This is a genomic window from Streptomyces hoynatensis (assembly GCF_003626535.1).
Taxonomy (GTDB): domain Bacteria; phylum Actinomycetota; class Actinomycetes; order Streptomycetales; family Streptomycetaceae; genus Streptomyces; species Streptomyces hoynatensis.
The window spans coordinates 92,646-113,446 of sequence record NZ_RBAL01000009.1; the positions used below are offsets into that span (position 1 = coordinate 92,646).

Annotated in this window: 22 protein-coding genes, 1 pseudogene and 1 riboswitch; of the genes and pseudogenes, 17 read left to right on the forward strand and 6 right to left on the reverse strand. The window is 73.5% G+C overall.

Annotation, left to right across the window (positions count from 1 at the left end):
• Positions 1-5: 5 nt before the first annotated feature.
• The 12 genes from D7294_RS17140 to D7294_RS31985 all read left to right on the forward strand — a co-directional run bounded on the left by D7294_RS17140 (position 6) and on the right by D7294_RS31985 (position 11,796).
• Complete coding sequence (locus tag D7294_RS17140; RefSeq protein ID WP_120680624.1) at positions 6-3,398, forward strand: phage tail family protein; 3,393 nt, start codon at positions 6-8, stop codon at positions 3,396-3,398.
• Positions 3,399-3,400: 2 nt separating this feature from the next.
• On the forward strand, positions 3,401-5,644 hold the full coding sequence (locus D7294_RS17145; RefSeq protein WP_120680626.1) for a hypothetical protein: 2,244 nt from the start codon (positions 3,401-3,403) through the stop codon (positions 5,642-5,644).
• 4 nt (positions 5,645-5,648) lie between these two features.
• On the forward strand, positions 5,649-6,749 hold the full coding sequence (locus tag D7294_RS17150) for a DUF5047 domain-containing protein (RefSeq protein ID WP_120680628.1): 1,101 nt from the start codon (positions 5,649-5,651) through the stop codon (positions 6,747-6,749).
• Positions 6,746-7,333 (forward strand): hypothetical protein, encoded by a 588-nt coding sequence (locus tag D7294_RS17155; RefSeq protein WP_120680630.1) that lies wholly within the window; start codon positions 6,746-6,748, stop codon positions 7,331-7,333. Before D7294_RS17150 ends, D7294_RS17155 begins: the two co-directional genes overlap by 4 nt.
• 9 nt (positions 7,334-7,342) lie before the next feature.
• Positions 7,343-7,960, forward strand: a complete 618-nt coding sequence (locus D7294_RS17160) for a hypothetical protein (protein WP_120680632.1) — start codon at positions 7,343-7,345, stop codon at positions 7,958-7,960.
• 11 nt (positions 7,961-7,971) lie between these two features.
• Positions 7,972-8,229 (forward strand): hypothetical protein, encoded by a 258-nt coding sequence (locus D7294_RS17165; RefSeq protein ID WP_120680634.1) that lies wholly within the window; start codon positions 7,972-7,974, stop codon positions 8,227-8,229.
• A 1-nt stretch (position 8,230) separates the two neighbouring features.
• A complete protein-coding gene (locus D7294_RS32270; protein WP_174248371.1) occupies positions 8,231-9,184 on the forward strand; it encodes an N-acetylmuramoyl-L-alanine amidase in 954 nt (317 codons plus the stop codon).
• Positions 9,181-9,489, forward strand: a complete 309-nt coding sequence (locus D7294_RS17175) for a hypothetical protein (RefSeq protein WP_120680636.1) — start codon at positions 9,181-9,183, stop codon at positions 9,487-9,489. The genes D7294_RS32270 and D7294_RS17175 overlap by 4 nt, the downstream gene beginning before the upstream one ends.
• Positions 9,486-9,818, forward strand: a complete 333-nt coding sequence (locus D7294_RS17180; RefSeq protein WP_120680638.1) for a hypothetical protein — start codon at positions 9,486-9,488, stop codon at positions 9,816-9,818. The genes D7294_RS17175 and D7294_RS17180 overlap by 4 nt, the downstream gene beginning before the upstream one ends.
• Positions 9,819-10,304: 486 nt before the next feature.
• Complete coding sequence (locus D7294_RS17185) at positions 10,305-10,544, forward strand: hypothetical protein (RefSeq protein WP_120680640.1); 240 nt, start codon at positions 10,305-10,307, stop codon at positions 10,542-10,544.
• Between the two features lie 7 nt (positions 10,545-10,551).
• Positions 10,552-11,616, forward strand: coding sequence for a tyrosine-type recombinase/integrase (locus D7294_RS17190; protein WP_120680642.1), 1,065 nt, complete (start codon positions 10,552-10,554; stop codon positions 11,614-11,616).
• 33 nt (positions 11,617-11,649) lie between these two features.
• A complete protein-coding gene (locus D7294_RS31985) occupies positions 11,650-11,796 on the forward strand; it encodes a hypothetical protein (RefSeq protein ID WP_158674642.1) in 147 nt (48 codons plus the stop codon).
• 627 nt (positions 11,797-12,423) lie between these two features.
• On the opposite strand, the gene D7294_RS17200 is transcribed toward D7294_RS31985, so the two are convergent.
• The 4 genes from D7294_RS17200 to D7294_RS17215 form a co-directional block, all read right to left on the reverse strand.
• Positions 12,424-12,699, reverse strand: coding sequence for a helix-turn-helix domain-containing protein (locus D7294_RS17200; protein ID WP_120680904.1), 276 nt, complete (start codon positions 12,697-12,699; stop codon positions 12,424-12,426).
• A gap of 357 nt (positions 12,700-13,056) precedes the next feature.
• Entirely contained in the window at positions 13,057-13,530 is a 474-nt protein-coding gene (locus D7294_RS17205; RefSeq protein ID WP_120680646.1) for a Dps family protein, read from the reverse strand.
• 216 nt (positions 13,531-13,746) lie between these two features.
• Positions 13,747-14,523, reverse strand: coding sequence for an enhanced serine sensitivity protein SseB C-terminal domain-containing protein (locus D7294_RS17210; RefSeq protein ID WP_120680648.1), 777 nt, complete (start codon positions 14,521-14,523; stop codon positions 13,747-13,749).
• A 119-nt stretch (positions 14,524-14,642) separates the two neighbouring features.
• A complete protein-coding gene (locus D7294_RS17215; protein ID WP_120680650.1) occupies positions 14,643-15,410 on the reverse strand; it encodes an enhanced serine sensitivity protein SseB in 768 nt (255 codons plus the stop codon).
• Positions 15,411-15,580: 170 nt separating this feature from the next.
• Positions 15,581-15,671: riboswitch (glycine riboswitch) on the forward strand.
• A gap of 156 nt (positions 15,672-15,827) precedes the next feature.
• Between D7294_RS17215 and gcvT the strand changes: the two genes are divergently transcribed.
• The 5 genes and pseudogenes from gcvT to D7294_RS33230 all read left to right on the forward strand — a co-directional run bounded on the left by gcvT (position 15,828) and on the right by D7294_RS33230 (position 19,808).
• Positions 15,828-17,003 carry a glycine cleavage system aminomethyltransferase GcvT gene (gene gcvT / locus D7294_RS17220; protein ID WP_120680652.1) on the forward strand — a complete coding sequence of 392 codons (1,176 nt, stop codon included), beginning with the start codon at positions 15,828-15,830 and terminating at the stop codon, positions 17,001-17,003.
• 116 nt (positions 17,004-17,119) lie between these two features.
• Positions 17,120-17,503, forward strand: coding sequence for a glycine cleavage system protein GcvH (gcvH, locus tag D7294_RS17225; RefSeq protein WP_120680654.1), 384 nt, complete (start codon positions 17,120-17,122; stop codon positions 17,501-17,503).
• A gap of 13 nt (positions 17,504-17,516) precedes the next feature.
• A complete protein-coding gene (locus tag D7294_RS17230) occupies positions 17,517-18,899 on the forward strand; it encodes an L-serine ammonia-lyase (RefSeq protein ID WP_120680656.1) in 1,383 nt (460 codons plus the stop codon).
• A gap of 161 nt (positions 18,900-19,060) precedes the next feature.
• Positions 19,061-19,408, forward strand: a pseudogene (locus tag D7294_RS33975) (transposase); the annotation flags it as partial.
• A 169-nt stretch (positions 19,409-19,577) separates the two neighbouring features.
• Positions 19,578-19,808, forward strand: a complete 231-nt coding sequence (locus tag D7294_RS33230) for a hypothetical protein (protein WP_241562427.1) — start codon at positions 19,578-19,580, stop codon at positions 19,806-19,808.
• 115 nt (positions 19,809-19,923) lie between these two features.
• On the opposite strand, the gene D7294_RS33235 is transcribed toward D7294_RS33230, so the two are convergent.
• Both D7294_RS33235 and D7294_RS17240 read right to left on the reverse strand, forming a co-directional pair.
• Positions 19,924-20,304 carry a hypothetical protein gene (locus D7294_RS33235; RefSeq protein ID WP_241562428.1) on the reverse strand — a complete coding sequence of 127 codons (381 nt, stop codon included), beginning with the start codon at positions 20,302-20,304 and terminating at the stop codon, positions 19,924-19,926.
• 50 nt (positions 20,305-20,354) lie between these two features.
• Positions 20,355-20,786 (reverse strand): hypothetical protein, encoded by a 432-nt coding sequence (locus D7294_RS17240; protein ID WP_147450854.1) that lies wholly within the window; start codon positions 20,784-20,786, stop codon positions 20,355-20,357.
• Between the last annotated feature and the right edge of the window lie 15 nt (positions 20,787-20,801).

A 20,801-nucleotide genomic window follows, 5' to 3' on the forward strand; every position in this document is an offset into this window, starting at 1 on the left:
CACACATGGCCGGCCCCGGCGGTGTCGAGCGCGGGCGGATCTCGATCCGCGTGCTGCCCGACACCAGCAATTTCGCCACGTCGCTCCAGCGGTATCTCGACCGGGTGGAGCGACGCGCCCAGGTCAAGGTCGCGGCCGTGCCGGACCTGACTGGGTTCGCCGCCGACCTCCGCGCACGCCTGTCGACGCTGCGCTCCAGCATCAAGGTGCCCGTGGCGCCGGACACCGCCGGCTTCGCCGCGCGGCTGCGAGCCGGTCTTTCGGGCGCGGCAGCGCAGATCGAGGTGCCCGTCGTCCCGAGGACGGCGGGATTCGCGGGCCGCCTGAGGGCGGATCTGGCGGGTGTCTCTCCTCGCGTTGATGTCCCGGTCGTCCCGGAACTTAGCGGCTTCGCGTCGCGCTTGCGCGCCGAGGTCGGGAGAGCTCGGCCCCGCATTGAGGTGCCGGTCGTCCCGGATGTCTCGCGTCTCGCCGCCGATCTGCGACGGGCCGTGGCTCGTGAGCGGGCCCGCATCGAGGTGCCGGTCCGCCTTGATCTGGCGCGCGGCGAGATCGCCCGGCTACGGCTCGCCCTGTCCCGGGCCCGCATCCGGGTGCCGGTGCGTCTCGATCTCGCGCGGGCGGAGATCGCACGGCTGCGGGCGTCACTGACGTCCGGCCGCACGAGGCTGCGGCTCCCGGTGCGGCTGGAGGTCTCCCGCGCGGAGATCGCACGGCTGCGGCGGACCCTGGCGGGGCTGCGTCCGCGCCCTGTGGTGCGCACCGGGCTGGACGCCGATCGGGGGGCGTTGCGCGCCCTGGCCGGCGGTCTGGCGGGCATCGGGTCGCTGGGGTCGTCGGCTGCGTCGTCGCTCGGCCGTGTGGGCGGTGCGGCGCTGGGGGCCGCCCGCAGTATCGCGGTGATCGGCTCCGCTGTGGGCGCGGCGCTCGGCCCGGTCAGCGGCCTGGCGGGGCTGATGGTGAGCATCGCCCCCGCGGCAGGGCTGGCGGCCACGGGCATCACGGCGGCGGTCTCGGCAGGGGCTGCCCTGAAGATCGGCCTTTCGGGCGTCGGCGACGCCGTCACCGCGGCGTTCGACACCAGCGACCCCGAGGCGTTCGCGGAGGCGCTGAAGAAGCTCAGCCCCAACGCCCGCGCGTTCGTGCGTGAGCTCCGCGGCATGAAGCCCGCGCTGGACGCGCTGAAGCAGTCGGTCCAGAACCGGCTGTTCACCGAGTTGGATTCGACGTTCCGGCGGACGGCGCAGACCACCCTGCCGATCCTCCAGAATGCCCTGACCAACTCGGCTGGTGCGCTCAACCTCATGGGCAGGCAGGTCCTCAACACCGCCACCGGGCTCGGCCAGAGTGGCGCGCTGGGGACGGCCCTGTCCTACGCGAACACCGGGCTGTACAACCTGTCCGGGCTGCCCGCGACCATCGTGCAGGGCCTGGTGCAGATCGGCGCCGCCGCGGGCCCCAGCTTCGCGCGGCTGACCGGGGCGGCCGGGGGTGCCCTCGACCGGCTGAGGCAGCGCATGGCGAACGCGTTCGCCTCCGGCGCCATGCAGCAGGCGATCGAGCGCGCAGTCGACATGCTCGGCCAGCTGTGGGACATCGCCGGGAACGTCGCGACCGCGCTCGGCAACATTTTCAGCGGCGTTTCCCTGTCCGGTGAGGGCTTCCTCGTCGGGCTCCGGAACATCAGCCGGGCGCTGGCCGACGTCACGGCCGACCCGAACGTCCAGGCCGGGCTGGCTGCACTGGCCAGCGTCATGGCTCAGCTGTCGGTCAGCGTGGGCGGCGTCCTGCAAACCGCGCTGCCCATCCTGGGCAGGATCTTCGCCGAACTCGGTCCCCCGGTCGAGAACCTGATCGCCACCCTCGGGCAGGCCCTCACCGGCGCCCTGGAGAGTGTGGCTCCTCTCCTGATCGACGCGGCCGGCGGCTTCGACGACCTGCTGGGCGCTGTCGCTCCGCTGCTGCCGTCGCTCGGCGACCTGGCTTCGGCGCTGCTTCAGGCACTCGGCCCCGTCGCCCAGGCTCTGGGCCCGCTGCTGCGCGCTCTGGGCGGCACTCTCGGGCAACTCGCTGACGCTCTTGCGCCGGTGCTGCCCTCGGTCGGGGACCTCGTCGCCTCCTTGGGTACCGCTCTGGTGCCGATCGTCACCGCGCTCGGCCCGGTCCTGGCCGAGGTGGCTGGGGTGATCGGCGAAGTGGCCGAGGCGATCACGCCGTTGCTGCCGATCGTGGGCGACCTGATCGCGCACCTCGGCCCGGCACTGACCCCGGTCATCGCCACCGTCGCCGACGTGCTGCGGCGGCTGTCCCCGGTCGTGCAGCAGGTGGTGACCGTGCTCGCGAGTGCGTTGCAGCCTGTGCTCGCGGTGCTGCCATCGGTGCTCCAGCCGATCCTGGACGCGATCGCCGAGCTGACCGCCGTCTTGATGCCGATCCTGTCGCAGCTGGTGACGGCGCTGACCCCCAGCATCACGAGCCTCGGCGAGTCGCTCGCGCAGCTGCTGGTGGCACTCGGGCCGGTCATCGAGGCGGGACTGCTGTTCCTCGCCGACGTGCTGACCGCCTCGATGCCGCTGATCACGCAGGTCATCGACCTCGTCGCCGGACTCGCGGCGGCGTTCGCCGACGACCTGGCCGACACAATCAACAACATCGTGATCCCGGCCGCCGAGCTGATCGCCGCACTGCTGCGTGGCGATTTCTCCGGCGCGCTCACCGCGGCCAAGGACCTCGTGGTCGGATTCGGACGCCAGGTGATCAGCACCTTCACCCGGCTGCCGGGTCAGGCATACGCCGCGCTCGCATCCCTGGCGGACAAGCTGTGGGACCGCATGTGGGAGGCGGGCAGCGACTTGGTCCGCGCGACCAAGGACAAGATCGGCGACGCAGCGGACGCCGTCGGGGACCTCCCGGGTAAGGCCGCCGATGCCCTCGGCGATATCGGCTCCTACCTCTACGACAGCGGAAGAGCCCTGATCCAGGGCTTCGTCGACGGCATCAAGGACATGGGCGGCGCTGTCAAGGATGCGGTGGGCGGAGTCCTGTCCGGAGCCCGGGCCCTGCTGCCCTTCAGCCCCGCGAGAGAGGGGCCTTTCTCGGGCCGCGGCTGGACGCTGTACTCGGGCCGGTCGATCGCTGAGTCCCTCGCGGACGGCATCCTCGACCGGCAGGGGCAGGTGCGGGCCGCCGCGCTGACCGTGGCCGGTATCGCGCACGGCAACCTCGCCGGCATCCAGGCCGCTGTCTCCGACTCCTCGTTCGGTGCCGCGGGCGTGGGTCCGAGTGCGATGACAGGCACCCTCGTCCTCGATAGCGGGGAGCTGATGGGCGCGTTCCGCGGCACCGTCCACCAGGAACTCGGGAACGTCGCGACCGCGCTCGGCGCCCGAAGGAGGTGACCATGCCCATCCCGGGGAACCTCCTCGGGTCCACCACGGAGATGGTGGACCCGAACACGTCCGGCTGGGCGGCACTGGCCAACTGCGCGATCTCGTTGGGCAGCGGCGGCCGGAATGGCCCCGGGACGCTGCGGCTCACCGCCACGGCGGCCGGGGAGATGCAGGCGCGGACCGCCGCGTCATACCCGGTCATCGGCGGTACGACGTACTTCGCGTTCGCCGATGCCTCCTCGAGCACGCAGCCGGAGCGGATCGGGATCCGCTGGCTGTCCGCTGGCAACGCGGAGCTCGGTATCACGTGGTCGCTGACCACCTCGGCGGCGAGCTCCAGCTGGCACCGCGTCAGCGTGGCTGGCCCAGCGCCGGCGGACGCCGTGCAGGCCCAGGTACTGGTATCGGCCACGGCCCAGGCCGCGGGAGCCGTGCACTACTGGGACAACCTCTATCTGGGGCTGCCGATCCGGTACACCGGCAATCTGCTCGGGTTCAACGTCGAGTCGGCGGAGATCGACGCCTCCGGCTGGGAGGGGGAGACCAACGCGACGGTCAGCCGCGTGGTGCCTGCGGTGAGCTGGCCGGTCGATTTCTACCTTGGTGGCGGCCACATGGCGGCGGCCACCGCCTCTGTCGCGGGCGACATGGTGATGGCGGCGGCGGAGCGGCCGGTGGCCGAGGCGGGGACGGAGTACCTCGCCTACGCCTACCTCGCACCCCCCACCTCAACCGCTGACTGCTGGGTGGAGCTGCGCTGGTACGACGCCGCGGACGCGCTGATCGACACGGTCCGCGCCTACCTGGACCAGCCCGGCACGGGGCTGTACCGGCAGATCGTCTCCGGCACGGCCCCACCCGGGACCGTGCGCGCGGGCATGGCCGCAGGTATCGACTCGGCATCCGCGGGGCAGGCGCTCTTCGCCGAGGGCGTCGTCATGGCGCTCACGCCCGAGTTCCAGGCCGGGACGGTCGTGCCCTACGCGGACGCCAGCTTCGAGCAGGGCGTGGGCTCCTGGGAGATCGTCTCGGGCCCGGGGACGATCGCCCGCTCGGTGTGGTCGTCGGCCGCCGGGGACGGCACCTACTACCTGGTCGTCACCTCCGCGACTGCTGCCGCCAGCGTGCTGCGCTCCGGGATCTGGCCGCTGCGCACGGACGGCGGCGGCCTGTCCTGGCGGTGGCAGGTGTGGGCCCAGGTCGCCTCCGGAGCCTGGGACATCGCCCGGTCCGTCCGCTGGTACGACGACGAGGGCACCGAGGTGGGGGTCACCACCGACACCTCGGGCGCCGCCCCGACACCGGGCTGGTGGAGCCTTACGAACGACGCCGTCGCCCCGGCTGGTGCGACGCAGGCGGCGATCGAGTACACCCTCACCGCCACCGCGGCGTCGAGCACGCTGTGGCTGGACCGGGTGGCGCTGTGGCAGGCACTCAGCCTCCAGACCGCGGAGCCGCTCCCGGACATCGGCGCGATCCGGCTCACCCTGCGAGAGCTGCACGTCGGGCAGCTCATCAGCATCTGGCGGGTGACGCCGGACGGTGCCCGGGTGCTGGTGCGCGGGCCGAGCGGGCTGTACGACCGGGTGCCGATCCCGGCCGACGAACTGATCATCGAGGACTACGAGGCGCCCCTCGGGACGCCGGTGACGTACCTGGTGGAGACCTACAACGCCGGCACCGGGGCCCTGACCGAGCGGCGCCACACGGACCCGGTCACCCTCGACCCGGGAGACCCGAACACCTGCTGGCTGAAGGACCCCGCGAACCCGCAGCGGAACATGCGGCTGGTGGTGCAGGCCGGGGGCGGCCCGGACTGGACGCGGCCAGCGCGCGCGGCCGAGTACGTGGTGCGCGGCCGGCAGAACCCGGTCACCGTGTCGGATGTGCGTGGGGGCCGGGTCGGCGACCTCCAGGTGTGGACCCGGGACGATGCCGAGCGCGAGGCGCTGCGGCTGCTGCTCTCCTCCGGCGCGCCGCTGCTGTGGCAGACCGCGCCCGGCTTCGGCGTCGGGCAGGTCTACGCGACGGTCGGCGACGTGACGGAGGCCCGCGTCTCGCCCTACGGCCGGGAGCCGTGGCGGGGCTGGACGCTTCCGCTGACGGAGACGGACATGCCCACCGCCACCGGCGTCAACGGCAGCGCGGGCCGAACATGGCGCGACATCTTGACGGAGTGCGCCACCTGGCAGGAGGTCCTCGACTCCTACGCGACGTGGGAGGACGTGCTCCTCGACCGTCGCATCGGGGGGTGACTTCGTGTATCCAGCCCCGAGCCCGCGGTTCCTGGCCGCCCTGCGAGAGACGCACCGCCTGGTCACGGTTGTGGAACTGCACTGGCCTGACGGCTCGGTCACGACCGTGCCGCATACGGGGGGCAGCGTGCGGGTGGACCGCGGGCAGGCCGTGCGCCGCACCGCCACCGTCACCTCGACCGACCTGTCGCTACTACCCGCCAGCCCCGCGGACTTCCTGCGGGTGGCCGGCGCGCGGGTGCGCGTTCTGTACGGCGTCGCCCACCCGGACGGCATCACCGAGACGGTGCCGATCTTCTACGGCAGGCTCGACTCGCTGGACGGCGACCCGGACGTCGGGCCGGTCACCATCACGGCGAGCGGGCTGGAAGCGGTGATCGCCGACGATTCGTTCACCGCGCCGTACAGCACGCGCCTCGCCGCGGCGGCGGTCACCGCGATCACGGCCCTGATCCACTCGACGCTGCCCACCGCGGTCGTCACGAGCACCGCCCCCGACACGCTGCTGGGGCCCCGCACATGGGACGCGGGGGACGACCGGTGGGCGGCCGTGCAGGAGCTGGCCACCACCGTCGGCGCCGAGGTTTGGGCCGACCCCGACGGCGTCTTCCACATCGAGCCGTTGCCGGATCTGCTGACGGCTCCCGTCGCGTGGCAGATCGACGCGGGCGAGGGCGGCGTGCTGATCGAGGCGTCGGCCGGCTGGTCCCGCGACGGCATCTACAACGTCGTCGTCGCCTCGGGCGAGAACGCGGAGACGGGCTCGGCGCGGGTGGTGGCGGTCGCTGAAGACGACGACCCGACCAGCCCGACCTACGTCGACGGCCCCTTCGGCCGGGTGCCGTACTTCTACAGCTCGCCGGCCATCATCACGTCCGGGTCTGCCGAGGCCGCCGCTGCGGCCCTGCTGAAGCAGTCCGTCAAGCCAGCGGTCACCGCGGACATCACCTCGCTGCCGAACCCCCTGCTGGAGCCCGGCGACGTGGTCCGCGCCGTGTACGGCTCCGGGCGGCGCGACCTGTATCAGGTGCAGGCGTACAGCATCGGCCTCGGGCTCGGCGACGCGTTCACCATCGAGATGATCTCCGGCAGGGAGGACGCATGACCAGCACCTCCGCGCGCCTCGCGGACGCCATCGCCACCGCCGCCCGCATCCAGGGCGCCACCACGCCGGACGTGCGCGGGGCGGACTGGCACACCGCGCAGGTCACCGCCGTCGGAAACGACGGCACGGTGGACTGCGGGCAGATCCGCGCCCGCCGCACCCAGGGATACCTCCTGCCGCAGGCAGGCGACCTATGCGTCCTGTGGCGGGCCGGAGACGGCAACTGGCAGGCCGCCCCGCCCCTCGCCGCTGGCGGCGGCGCGTGGACTGCGATCCCGCTGACCAGCGGCTACACCGCCGCTGGCGGAGGCGCCCCGCCGGGATACCTCCTCGAGGGCCGCCGCGTGATGCTACGCGGGCGCCTGGGGCGCACCGACGCCGGCGCCATCCCGAACAACACCACCCTGGCCATCATCCCGGCCGCCGCCAGGCCGCCGTACCCGATCGGCTGGTCCTCGCCGCGCAACGGGTCGACCGCGGCGCCGGTCCGAGTCGAGGTGCAGCCAGACGGCATCGTCCGCCTGTTCGACACCTCGGGCCCGCAGTGGATCTCGCTCGACTGCGTCACCTACTACACGATCTGAGGAGGCCCCGTGCCGACGACCGATGACTACGGGCAGGGCGTGCAGATCGCGGCCCTGACGGACGCCCCCAACGGCCCGAGGCTCGCCCGCGACCTCGCCGACGGGCTCGTGCCCCGCAGCGCGATGCGGTTCGCCTCCAGCGCCGAGCGCAACGCCACCCTGGCCAGCCCCGCCTTCGGCATGCTTGCATCCACGCAGGCCGAAAGGCAGCTCACCTGGTACGACGGCACCCAGTGGGTCACCGTCGGCACCGGCGCCCAGGACTGGGCCGACGTGCCCATCACCTCCGACTGGACCCAGGGCGCGGACGGCGCACCAGCGCTCCAGTACCGCGTGGTCAACCTCCTCGGCGAGGGCGCCCTCATGTTCCGCGGCTGCATCAGCCGCGCCACCTGGCCGACCGACCCAAGCCCCTACGTGTCGATCACCGGCCTTGACGCCGGGCTCCCGGCGGCAGCACGGCCGGTCGCCCTGCGGCGCATGCCCGTCGCCTGCTCCGCCGTCGGCAGCGCCAAGACCGTGATCCGCGTGGACGTGCGGCCGTCCGGCGAGATGCGGCTCTACGACGTCGACACCAACGTCCGCCCCCAATGGATCAGCTTCGACGGCACCTTCACCTCACTCTGAAGGAGAGGCACGTGGCCATGCCCGCCGGCGCCCAGCGCGTCACCTACACGATCAGCGGCTACACGGACGACGGCGAGGTAGACATCACCCTCCCCGCCGGCCTTGACCCGGCGCAGGGGGACCGGATCGACGCCGCCATGGAGGCCGCGGCAAACCTCCTCCTCAGCGAGCTGTCCGCCGCGTTCCCTGAGGCCTCATTCGGTGCTGGACGCCGCTACGACCTGACGACCCCCGGCGAGCCGTGGCCCGCCCCCGCTGAGGAGGCGTGACGTGGCCACCCCGCTGTCTGCTGACCGGCTGCTGGCGGCCCTCCGGGCGGAGGGCGTGCGCGTGGTCGAGTACCGGTCCTGGCGCACGCACAACCGCAACAGTGCGGGGCCCTGGGGCCCGGTGAACGGCGTGATGATCCACCACACCGTCACCTCCGGCACCGACGCCTCCGTCAAGCTGTGCTACAACGGCCGCTCCGACCTGCCGGGGCCGCTGTGCCACGGCGTGATCGCGAAGGACGGCACGGTCCACCTCGTCGGGCACGGGCGCGCCAACCACGCGGGCAAGGGCGACGGGGACGTCCTCGCCGCCGTGATCGCCGAGCGCGCCCTGCCGCGTGTCGACGAGGCCGACACCGACGGCAACACCCGCTTCTACGGCTTCGAGTGCGTCAACCTCGGCGACAACCGCGACCCGTGGCCGGCGGCCCAGGTCGAGGCGATCGTCCGGGCCTCGGCCGCGATCTGCCGCGCCCACGGCTGGGGCAAGGCGGGCGACACCTCGGTGATCGGCCACCTGGAGTGGCAGCCGGGCAAGATCGACCCCCGCGGCCCCGGCATCTCGATGCCCGACATCCGCCGGCGCGTGGCCGAGCGGCTCAAGCACCCGGCGAGCTGGTCGCCGAACACCACCCCTGAGGAGGATGACGTGGCGCTGACCGCCGCAGAGATAGACAAGATCGCCGAGCGCGTGTGGCGCCGGGACTTCCTGACCGCCGCGCCCGAGGCGAAGGCGAAGGGCAACCCGGATGTGACCGCCGAGACGTGGCTGACGTACCTCGGCGCGCGGCTCCGCGAGGTGATCGCCACGCAGGGCGCGCAGGGCGCCGTGCTCGCGCGCCTGGCGGAGGGCGGCGGCCTGACCGCGGCCGAGATCCAGGCCGCGGCAGAAGCCGGCGCCCGCGCGGCGCTCGCCGAGCTCGGCGACGCACTCGGCGGGGTGAGTGACCGATGAACCTCTTCACGTCCTTGATGCGCACGGTCGTGCCGATCGTCGCGGGCCTGATCCTCGGCGCCGCGGCCCGGATGCGCCTCGACCTGGACGACGCCACCGTGGCCACCGAGGTCACGGCCGCGCTCACCATGGGCTACTACGCGGCCTTCCGGCTGCTGGAGCAGTGGGCCGGGCGCCTCGGCGCGGGCTGGCTGCGGACCGCGGCGGGAATCGCCCTCGGCTGGGCCCGGCCGCCGCAGTACCCGGCGCCCGCGGGCGATCCGCTCGCCGCGGCGCTCGCACGCGACCAGGTGGCCGCCCGGTGAGCCCGGAGGAGATCGCGGCCTGGACGGGCGCAGGCGTGGGCGTGCTCGCGCTGATCGGTGCCGGGTGGCGGGCGGCGCGGGCGGCTGCCCGGGTCGTCGGCCGCGTCGATGACCTGGTGGACGATTGGAAGGGCACCCCGGCTCGGTCCGGGGTGCCGGCGCGGCCGGGGCTGATGGCGCGGGTCGCGGCCATCGAGGAGCAGACCGCGCAGATCGCTGACCGTGTCACCGCGATCGAGCACGAGCTGCACCCCAACTCCGGCGCCAGCCTCCGCGATGCGGTCGACCGGGTCGACCGGCGCACGGCCCGCCTCTCCCCGGAGGGGTGACGATGCCCGAAGAGCCCGCCCCTGCCGCGCCAACGGGGCCCCCGCCCGCGGATTCCGGCACGCTCGCCTCACAGGGCGCCGCGGCCGAGGTCGGCGGCGGCCGGCCCGAGCCTCCCGTGCCACCCTGGCTCGCCGATTGACGCCGCTGTCAGACCTGCGTGCCATGCTGGCCGTGCGACCGCTTCGCGACAACGCCCCGCCCCCGCCGTGATGGCGGGGGCGGGGCGTTCGTCGTGTGCCCGGTCAGCGGGCGGCCGGGATCTGCACCTCGATGTACGCCCAGCGCCTCCGAAGAGCAGCTCTTGAAGCCTCTTCCGCTCCGCCACCGTCGCCGGCCTGGCATCCGGGTCCCACACCCGCGTCCAGTTGCTGCTTCCGCCGGGGACGACCGTCGTCTGCACGACCCACGCCCCTCGCTCGCATTCCTCTCGATGGTGGATAATGACAGTTATCCACTACTAGTGAGAAGGTGAGAGGGAGTCGACCATGACCATCAAGCCCCGCAAGCCGTGGCGGGTGATCCTCACCCAGAACGGAGTGCAACTCGTCGAGATCGACCACGCCAGTGAGGCCAAGGCGTACCAGCACGTGCGGAACGCGCTTGGCTCCGGCGCCGACACCGCCCGGATCATGCAGTGGGAGAACGGTCGGTGGTGGCACTTCGAGACCGTCACCGCCGAGGAAGTCCAGGCTGCTCGTGCCGCCGACCGTTCAGGCGCGAAGTGAGGAGGCGATGACCGCCCTCGTCCCGCGCCAGGCCGGCGCCGTCTCCACCGCGCGCCACGACCCCCGCGACGACTGGCCCGACGAAGCGAAGGCCCTCCGCGACCGGCTCACGGAGATCTACGGCGACCACGACCCGTTGCCCACCGTCGCCGGGGCGTGGATCGCCCGCCAGCGCAGCAAGCACACCCGCCGCGCCTACGCTCGGAACCTCCTCCGCTGGGAGGACTACGCCCGTGCCGCCGGCATCCACCCGCTCCAGGCGAAGCTGCCGCTCGCCGACGCCTACAGCAACCACCTCACCACCGCGCCCACCATGCGCCGCGTCAAGGGCGGGCGACCGGGCGAGGCCGCGCCCACGGGGCCGCCGCTCTCCGACTCCGGCCGCGCCCAGGCCCTCGCCGCCTGCGGCAGCTTCTACACCTACGCCGTCCGCGTCGAAGCCGTCCCCGCCGACCCGTTCGCCAGCGTCCTCCGGCCCCGCATCGACCCCGACCACTCGCCAACCGAGGGCCTGCTGCCCGAAGAGACCGCCGCGCTCATCGACGCCGCCCGGCAGCACGACCCGCGCTCCTACGCCCTCGTCACGCTGCTGTACCTCCTCGGACCCCGCATCGACGAACTGCTGTCCCTCGACGCCGACCAACTCGGCTACGACCGAGGCCACCACACCCTGCCGCTCCGGCTCAAAGGTGGGAAGCGGAAGGCCGCGCCCCTGCCCCCCCTCGCCTACGACGCGCTACGCACCTACCTCGGCGACCGCGCCGACGGCCCGCTGTTCATCACCGCGACCGGCCGGCGCTGGTCCGAACCCGAGGTGCACAAGCACCTGCGGATGCTTGCCAGGAAGGCCGGGCTCCCGCAGGCCGACAGCATCAAGCCCCACGTCCTGCGGCACGCGTTCATCACCGACAACCTCGCCGACGAGGTGCCGCTGGAGCGCGTGCAGGACGCCGTCGGCCACTCCGACCCGCGCACCACCCAGCGGTACAACCGGCGCCGGCGACAGCTCGACGACCACCCCGCCTACGGCCTCGCCGCGCGCCTCTCGGCCCGGCTCGACGAGGCCCGGTAGCCGTCGCGGCGCTCGCCGTGCGATCCTCCCGTCATGACGGTGGGCGCGGTGGCCGTGGGCGGCGTCACGGTGGGGCTGGAGCAGGTGACTGAGGCGGTGGCGGTGCTGCTGGACCCCGCGGGCCCCGGCGAGCCGTGGACCGCGGGCCAGATCGCCGCAGGCGAGGTGCCTGCGGCGTAGCGTCAGCCGAACGCGAGCCCTTCGCGCGGCTCCCACTGGCAGTCGTCACACACGACCCCCCGGACCCCGGCTGCGTCGGTCCGCGGGTGCCGCCCCGGGTGCTGCCCGCACTGACTGCACGCCGGGCCCGGCCAACCGCCGGGCGGCGTGCGGCCCGCGCTTCGGCGGCGTGCGGCCTTACTCCATCCCCGCGGCTCCGTCACGGCACATCCCCGCCCCAGCGCCGCACGCTGTCGTCGCCAGGGTCGTAGAGATCCAGGCGTTCGCCGTCGAGCGGGCCGCCGTAGAGGGTCACCGTCGAGTCCATGGGACCACCCTGGCAGACGCGTCGGGGCCGTGTGCCCGTTTCCGGCCGCACGCCGGGCGCTTCCCGGCCGCCCCGGGCGTATCGTCTCCACACCCCCACCTCAGGCCCCTGCGTCCTGCTCCCCCTGTGACGCGGGGACCTACCCCTGACCGAGGAGCTGCCCCGGCCGCCCCCCAGCTCCGCCCGCGCCCACAGCGGCAGCTCCAGCAGGTACGCCCAGCCGCCGGCCGGGTCCCGCCGGCGGCGCAGCACCGCGGCGTGCACCTCCTGTCCGTCCGGCAGGCGCACCAGCACCACCGGGGCCGCGGCCCGCCACTCGCCTACGCCGCCGGCCGGGGCCCGAGCCCGTCCGGCCACGGGCCGGCCGGCATGAGGGCCGCGGGCGGCACGTCGAGGGCGACGGCGATCTCCAGGATGCGGTCGAGGCGCGGCGACGTCACCCCGCCCTCGATGCGGGAGACGGTCTTGAAGTCGGCGAGGAGCAGCTCGGCGAGTTGTTCCTGGGTGAGGCCGCGGGCGCGGCGCGCGGCGCGGATGCGGTCGCCGACGGCGGCGCGGAGCGGCAGGAGGTGGTCTGGGGGCCGGGCGGCTGGCACCCGGACCACATCATCGGACCAAGATCAGTTAGCCCATACCACGGCGTGGTAAATCACGATGTGGGCAAAGGGGTGGTCACACCCTAGAGAGACACCTAGGGTGTGGTGCAGACCACACCCTCACTGCGCCCTCACGGGCGGGCGCCTGCCCGGGTCCCGACGCCCGGCCGAGGCGCCCTCAGGAGGCCCCGACCGCCCTTCACAGGGTCCGGTCGGGGCCTCACTACGTTCCGGTCGCGTTCCGGTCACCCGCGAGATTCCGGTGTTCTTCCGTCACCTCTCGTGCGTCCTCGTCGCGCCCCGTCACATCACGTCACGCATATTTCAGCAGGTCATAGGCCCCCTGAGGCCCCGACCTCACCCCGCGTTCTCCGCCTGGAACATCCAGTGGTGCTTCTCCAGGTCCTTGGTCAGCTGGATCAGGATGTCCTCGGTGACCGTGTCCACCTGGCCGACGTCGTCCAGGCGCTCGCGCATCCGGACGATGACCGCGCCGAGCGCCTCCACCATCGTCCGGATCGCGTCGGTGTCCCGCAGCCAGCCCTCGGGCACCGTCGCTATCCCGGTGCCGGAGGCCACGGTCGCGGACCGGCCGTCGGGCGGCAGACCCAGCGCGGCGGCCCGCTCGGCCACCGTGTCGGAGTGCGTGCGCGCGGTCTCCACCACGTCGTCCAGCTGCAGGTGCACCGAGCGGAAGCGCGGCCCGACGATGTTCCAGTGGACCTGCTTGGCGACCAGGGAGAGGTCGACGAGATCGACCAGCGCGCCCTGCATCGCCTCGCCGATGATCTTGAGCGTGGTGTCCGGCAGCGTGCTCTTGACGGCCTGCATTGCGGCGGCCCCTTTCCCAGTGTTCCCCAGAGTTCCCCGGTGTTTCCCAGAGTTCCCCGGTGTTTCCCGGTGTCCGGCGTCGTGGTCCTCGGGAGGTTGTCGGTCACGGGTAACCCGAGTGGCGCCGCCGAAACCGCCCTTCCGGAACGGAACGGAACGCGGCCGGGCGCGGCCGGGCGCGGCGGAAGGCGGCCGGAGACCGTGCGGGGCGCCGCCTCAGGGGCCCGGGTAGCCGTAGCCGCCCTGCCGCAGCGCGCCCGGGTCCTGGGCGGCGGGCGCGTCGCGGTCGTAGAAGGGACGGGTGTGGGCGCGCAGCCACATCGCCACCGGGTCGTAGGCGTCCGCCATCGCCACCGTGCCGACCGGCAGCCCTTCGGGCACGTCGGCGATCGCCCGCCGCATCATCCCCCGCACCTCCTCGGCGGCCGGCTCGTCCGGGTCGTCCACCTCCAGGCCGATGACCAGGTACGCGGCCCCCACCGCCGGCTGGACCCAGGCCCGGCGCAGGCTGCGCAGCACCGGCGTGCGCCGCGCCTCCAGGGCGAGCCGCGCGTAGAACGCGTCCGCGGCGACGCTCGGTTCGCCGATGCGTAACGGCCCCGCGGGCAGCCGGTCCAGGCCGCCGGCGATCCGGCGCAGGTCGAGCCACGGGACGCCGAGGCCGCCGCCGCCCGCATGCGGGTTCAGCCAGAGCCCCCAGTGCTCCGGGTAGAGGGCGGCGGCGATGTCACGGCCGCCGACCACCTCGTACTTGCGGGTCCAGCCGCTGGCCGCCAGCTCGCGCTCCGAGGTGACGGCGGGGGCGTACCCGTGGCCCTCCACCTCCACGCTGCCGTACTGGGCCTCCGGCTCCCCCGGGCTGCCGTGCCACAGCAGCATCCACACCTCGCTGTCGGCCAGCGCGGCGAGGAGTTCCTCGTAGGTGTCCCAGCGGTCGGGGCGATCGGCGGTGATCAGGGGCAGCAGCTCCTCGACGCCTCGTCGCGCAGTCACCTGGGCCGGTCCTCCTCGCGCTCGGCTGTCCCGGAAATCTCGCTCCCCTAGTCACATGCCCACCACAGCAGCTTGAGAGGCATTCCGCCGGGCGGCAAGGTGCGAAAACGGCCCCCGTCTCACACGTCACGTGCGTAGAACGGCCGCACGCACTCGCGCAGCCAGTCCACGACCGGGTCCTCCGCGGCGTCGAGCAGCACCAGCTGCACCGGCCAGGCCACCGCCCGGCGCGCGAGCGCACGTCCCAGCGCCTCGTTCACCTCGGCGCGCCGCTCCTCGTCGAGCTCGTCGAGCTCCACGCCGACGAACAGCGAGGGCGGCCCGCCCTCGGCGCTGGCCAGGCCGCGGCGCGCGGTCCTGACGTACCACAGCGCGGACAGCTCGCGGCCCGCCTCGGCCAGGAAGTCCACCGGGTCCTCCTGCCAGTCCGGCTGGAACAGGCGCATCCTGGCCCCGGTGGGCACGCCCGGCACCCGCTCGCCCGGGGTGGCCCGGCACAGCTGGGCGACGGCGGCAGGCGGCACCGGCATGCCGACCGTGCCGCCCGGGTTGACGGCTATGCCCAGCTGCGGCGGCAGGCCGCGGGCGAACTCCCAGGAGGGCGCCACCGCGAAGGGCAGGTGCGCGGCGCCGCCCAGGTGCAGCTGCTCGGCCGAGCTGAACACCGGCACGTACAGCCCGCCGTTGACCTCCACGGTCGGCAGGTCCAGGCTGCGGCTCTCCCGGTTGCCGCCCTCGGGCAGCGGCACCCACACGGCGCTGCGGGAGAGCACCTTCAGCAGTCTCGGCCCGGCGTCGGCCACGCCGAGGGAGGCGGCCAGCACCTCCTCCAGCTCGTTGCTCGGCCAGCCGCCGCCGAAGCCGGGTCCCTGCCGTGGCATGGTCATCGCTTACTCGTCCCCTAGTCCGGCTGAACTCCCGTTCCCCCCACGGCAGGCACCCTAACGGCTCGGCCCGCCGGGCTCGCTCCCGGCGTTCGTGCGATGATGTCCGGGCGGCGTGCCCACGCCACCGCCACGCGGCGCCGGGCAGCCCGGACAACCGCATACTGGCCGTTCGACCCCGCGCGGGAGAGTCCCCAGCCTCTGGGGCGCCGAAGGAGCAAGTCCTCCCTTGAATCTCTCAGGCCCAGATACCGCGCGTGGAAGGCGAATCTGAAAAGCGGGCCGCCGCGGCGCGGCCCCACCCACGGTGCAAGCCGCCGGCCGCCGGGCCGGGGCGAACCTCTCAGGTGCCGATGACAGAGGGGGAGGGTAGGGACCCCGTCCTGCCCAGACCGCCTCGCACTCCCGGAGAGCCAGCCCATGACCGACGCCACGCCCCCCTCCCCCGGCCGTCCCCGGGACGGCGCTCCCGACGTGCTGCCCGCCGGGGAGCGCGCCACCCCGCTGCAGTCCGTGCACCTGGCACTCGGCGCCACGATGACGGGCTTCGCCGGCTGGCGGATGCCGCTGCGGTACGGCAGCGAGCGCGCCGAGCACCAGGCGGTGCGGACCGCGGCCGGTCTCTTCGACCTCTCGCACATGGGCGAGATCACCGTCTCGGGCCCCGAGGCCGGCGCCCTCCTCGACCGCGCCCTCGTCGGGCAGCTCTCCGCGCTCGCCCCCGGCCGCGCGCGGTACACGATGATCTGCGACGCGTCCGGCGGCATCCTCGACGACCTGATCGTCTACCGGCTCACCGCACGGGACTACCTGGTGGTGGCCAACGCCGCGAACACCGGCACCGTGCTGGCCGCGCTCGCCGAGCGGCAGGCCGGGCTCGATGCCGCGGTCCGCGACGACCGGGACGCCTACGCGCTGATCGCCGTCCAGGGCCCGGCCTCCCCCGCGGTGCTGGCCCGCCTCACCGAGGCGGACCTGGCGGGGCTGCGTTACTACGCGGCCGAGGCCGCCACCGTCGCCGGGCGCGAGGTGCTGCTCGCCCGCACCGGCTACACCGGGGAGGACGGCTTCGAGCTCTTCTGCGCGCCCGGGGACGCCACTCCCCTGTGGCAGGCCCTCACCGAGGCGGGGGAGCCGGAGGGACTGCGGCCCTGCGGCCTCGCCTGCCGCGACACCCTGCGCCTGGAGGCGGGGATGCCGCTGTACGGGCACGAACTCACCGCCTCCCGCACGCCGTTCGACGTGGGCCTGGGCCGGGTGGTGAAGTTCGGCAAGCCGGGCGACTTCGTGGGCAGGGCGGCCCTGGAAGCCGCGGCGGAACGCGCCGCCACCAGCCCGCCGCGCACGCTGACCGGCCTGATCGCGAAGGGCCGCCGGGTGCCGCGGGCCGGATACCGGGTGCTCGACGGCGCGAACCGGGTGATCGGCGAGGTCACCTCGGGCGCCCCCTCGCCCACCCTGGGCCGGCCGATCGCCATGGCCTACGTCGACGCCGCGCACGCCGCGCCGGGCACCGGGGAGGTCTTCGTGGACATCCGCGGGGCGCGGGAACCCTGCGAGGTCGTCGCCCTGCCCTTCTACCGGCGCCCGAGGTGATCCGGCGCGCCCCCTCGCGCCGCGGGACGCCCCCGCGGCGCCCCGCACCCCGCACACCCGGCACACTCCGACCCCGCATCCCCCCGACCCCGCATACCCCAAGGGAGAGCAATCTCATGAGCAACCCGCAGCAGCTGCGTTACAGCAAGGACCACGAGTGGATCTCCGCCGCCGAGGACGGCGTCGCCACGGTGGGCATCACCGAGTACGCCGCCTCCGCGCTCGGCGACGTGGTCTACGTCCAGCTGCCCGAGCCGGGCACCGCCGTCACCGCGGGCGAGCCCTGCGGCGAGCTGGAGTCGACCAAGTCGGTCAGCGAGCTGTACTCCCCGGTCAGCGGCGAGGTCACCGAGGTCAACCAGGACGTCGCCGACGACCCCGCGCTGGTCAACTCCGCCCCGTTCGCCGAGGGCTGGCTCTTCCGGGTGCGCCCGGACGCCGCCGCGGGCGAGGCGGAGCTGCTCTCGGCCGACGAGTACACCGCCTTCACCCACGAGTGAGGGTGAGTCAGCGGTGGCCCTGTCCGCCTTCGACCTGTTCTCGGTCGGCATCGGCCCCTCGAGCTCGCACACCGTCGGCCCGATGCGCGCCGCGCGGATGTTCGCCACGCGCCTGAAGGACGAGGGACTGCTGGCACACACCGCGGCGGTGCGCGCCGAGTTGTTCGGCTCGCTCGGCGCCACCGGCCACGGCCACGGCACCCCCAAGGCGGTGCTCCTCGGCCTGGAGGGCCACGCCCCGGACACCGTGGACGTGGACGCCGCAGAGGAGGAGGCCGCGCGCGTGCGCCGGCGGCGCGAACTGCGGCTGCTCGCCACCGAGGTGGGCGACGCGCACCCGGTGGCGTTCGACCCGGACTCGGACCTGGTGCTGCACCGGCGCCGTTCCCTCCCGCGCCACGCCAACGGCATGCGGCTGGCGGCCTTCGACGCGGCGGGCAGGACGCTGCTCACCAGGACGTACTACTCGGTGGGCGGCGGCTTCGTCCTCGACGAGGACGCGACGGGCCCCGACCGGGTGCGGCCCGAGGGCACCGCGCTGCCGCACCCCTTCCGCACCGGCGACGAACTGGTGCGGCTGACCCGCGAGACGGGCCTTTCGGTGTCCGCGCTGATGCTCGAGAACGAGCGGGCCTGGCGCGCCGAGGCCGAGGTCCGCGCCGGGCTGCTGCGCCTGTGGCGGGTGATGGACGACTGCGTCGAGCGCGGCCTGAGCCGCGAGGGGGTGCTGCCCGGCGGCCTGCGCGTGCGCCGCAGGGCCGCCGCCGCGGCCCGCAGGCTCCGCCGCACCCCGGGCGGCGCGGCCCTGGCACTGGACTGGGTGACCCTCTACGCGATGGCGGTGAACGAGGAGAACGCCGCCGGGGGCCGGGTGGTCACCGCCCCGACCAACGGCGCGGCCGGCATCATCCCGGCGGTGCTCAGGTACTGCCTGGAGTACGTCCCTGGCACCGGCGAGGAGGACGTCGTGCGCTTCCTGCTCGCGGCGGCGGCGATCGGCATGCTCTTCAAGGAAAACGCCTCGATCTCCGGCGCCGAGGTCGGCTGCCAGGGCGAGGTCGGCTCGGCCTGCTCGATGGCCGCCGGGGGGCTCGCCGAGGTGCTGGGCGGCACCCCGGAACAGGTGGAGAACGCCGCCGAGATCGGCATCGAGCACAACCTCGGCCTGACCTGCGACCCGGTCGGCGGCCTGGTCCAGATCCCGTGCATCGAACGCAACGGGATGGCCGCGGTGAAGGCGATCACCGCCGCGAGGATGGCGCTGCGCGGCGACGGCAGGCACCACGTCTCGCTGGACCAGGCGATCAGAACCATGAAACAGACCGGCGCCGACATGAGCGTCAAATACAAGGAGACGGCCAGGGGCGGGCTCGCGGTGAACATCATCGAATGCTGAGGGCCTGGCCGGCCCTGTCCTGCGGGAACGCGTCTTTTCGTCCTGTCCGGCCCTTCCCTCCTTCCACGGTGAAAAGTCCCTGGGAAGTCCCCCGGACAGGACGGAAAGTCCCTGAGAAGTCCCTGGAGCTTCCCGGAGGGGCGGGGCGCTGACCAGCCTGTTTGCACGGCTGCCTGCCAGCGGGAGTCTGGCCTGGCGGCCCCGCGAACACAACTCGCCGTCGCGGAACCTTCTCTGCGAGAGACAAGACGGGACTGTGCCCCGCCGACATCGTGGATTGCCCGGTCTGCGATCCCGACGTCATCACCTTCACCACCACGGGCGGGCAGACCATCCTCCTGGGCACCACCCTGCTGGACCACGAGCAGTACCCGGTCGAGGAACCGGCCGCGCGCCGCCTCCAGCGCTGGGAGATCGAGCTGACCTTCGACGAGATCAAGAACCACCTCGGCTCCGCCGGGCCGCTACGCTCCCGCACCCCCGAAGGCGCCTGCCAAGAGCTGTGGGCCGTGCTGCTCGCGGTCCACCACACCGTCCGCCGGCTCGCCCACCAGGCCGCCGTCGAGCACGGCCCCGTCGTGGACACCGACCGCGTCTCCTCACTGACGTGCGTGCGCATCATCCGCCGCAGCGTGCCCTCCCCAGCCCGCCACCACCACCCGCAGACTCGCCCGCGCCATGACCGAGGCCGCGAACAACGCCCGGCGTCATCTGCTCGCCCCGCGCACCGGCCGCACCTGCCCCCGAGCGATCAAGAAGCCGAACCGGTGGCCGGTGCTGTTGACCCGCGCCGGCCGCGACAAGGTCGAGCGCGGGCAATGGGCCTTCAACCAGACCACGAGGCCCAAGGGCGACCGTCTCGCGGGCAGGCCCTACCGGCAGCAAGCCCATGGCCCACCAAACCGCTGAGAAGCGTGCAGGGGGGTGCGGACACCCCCTCGCCGCATCTCCTGCCGCACGGGTGCTCTGCTGTCCCGGAAGGACGAGCCTGCCCGGACAGCAGAGCACCCGTGCCGACAAGGGGTCAGCTGCTGAAGGGCTCAAATCGGAAAACGTCGACAGTCACCGATCCGTTCCGACCACTGATGGAGTACTTGCCGACACCGGTGAAGGGCACGCAACCTTCGGCGAGGACCTCGTCGCTGTCGTGGGTGTCGTCCTCGCCCACGTTGGCACACACGTACTCGATGGGGTGGTGGACGGCCCGCTTCCAGGCATGGACGATCGACTGGCTGGGGGGTTTGCCGTCCAGGTCCTGTTGCTCCCAAAGGCGGGTCACCCGGTAGTCACCGCCCACCCCGATGGTGCCGCAGGGCTCGGGGTACCCGTCGGGCTTGCCGGAGTTTTCGTGGGGGTCGTTAAACGTGGTATCGGCGTAGAGTGGTCGCCCAAGCGCAGGCCGCACAGATCGCGAGCCGCACCTTCGGCCCACTGCTGGCCCCCTGACACCGCGGATCAGGCCAGGGCGGCGGCCCCGCTCTTCCCTCCGTCGGGCAGCGGCAGCCCGACGACACCGGCGGGCGGATGCGGTTTCGGCCGGCGCGGCTCCCGCAACCCGGCACCGCCCGGGCCGGGGCCGCCACCGGGGGCGGGACAGGCGGCATCCAGACGCAGCACGCGCAGCGCGGCCAGCAGCCACACCAGAACGACCACCACCGCTGCAGCCCCGAGCGGCAGCACAAGCCCCACAACGGCACCGGCCCCAAGCAGGACCACGGCCGCGGCGGCGGCGGCGACGCTCCAGTGCAGGCACGAGCGGTAGGTGAGCACGGTGCGGCCGAGCCGGACCACCGGCCGCGGCCCCTGCCAGGCGGTACACGGACGGCGCGCGAACGGCATACAGCCCGTACACACCCCGCGGCGCTTACAGGACTTCTGATGGAACACGGCAGCCTCCCGCAC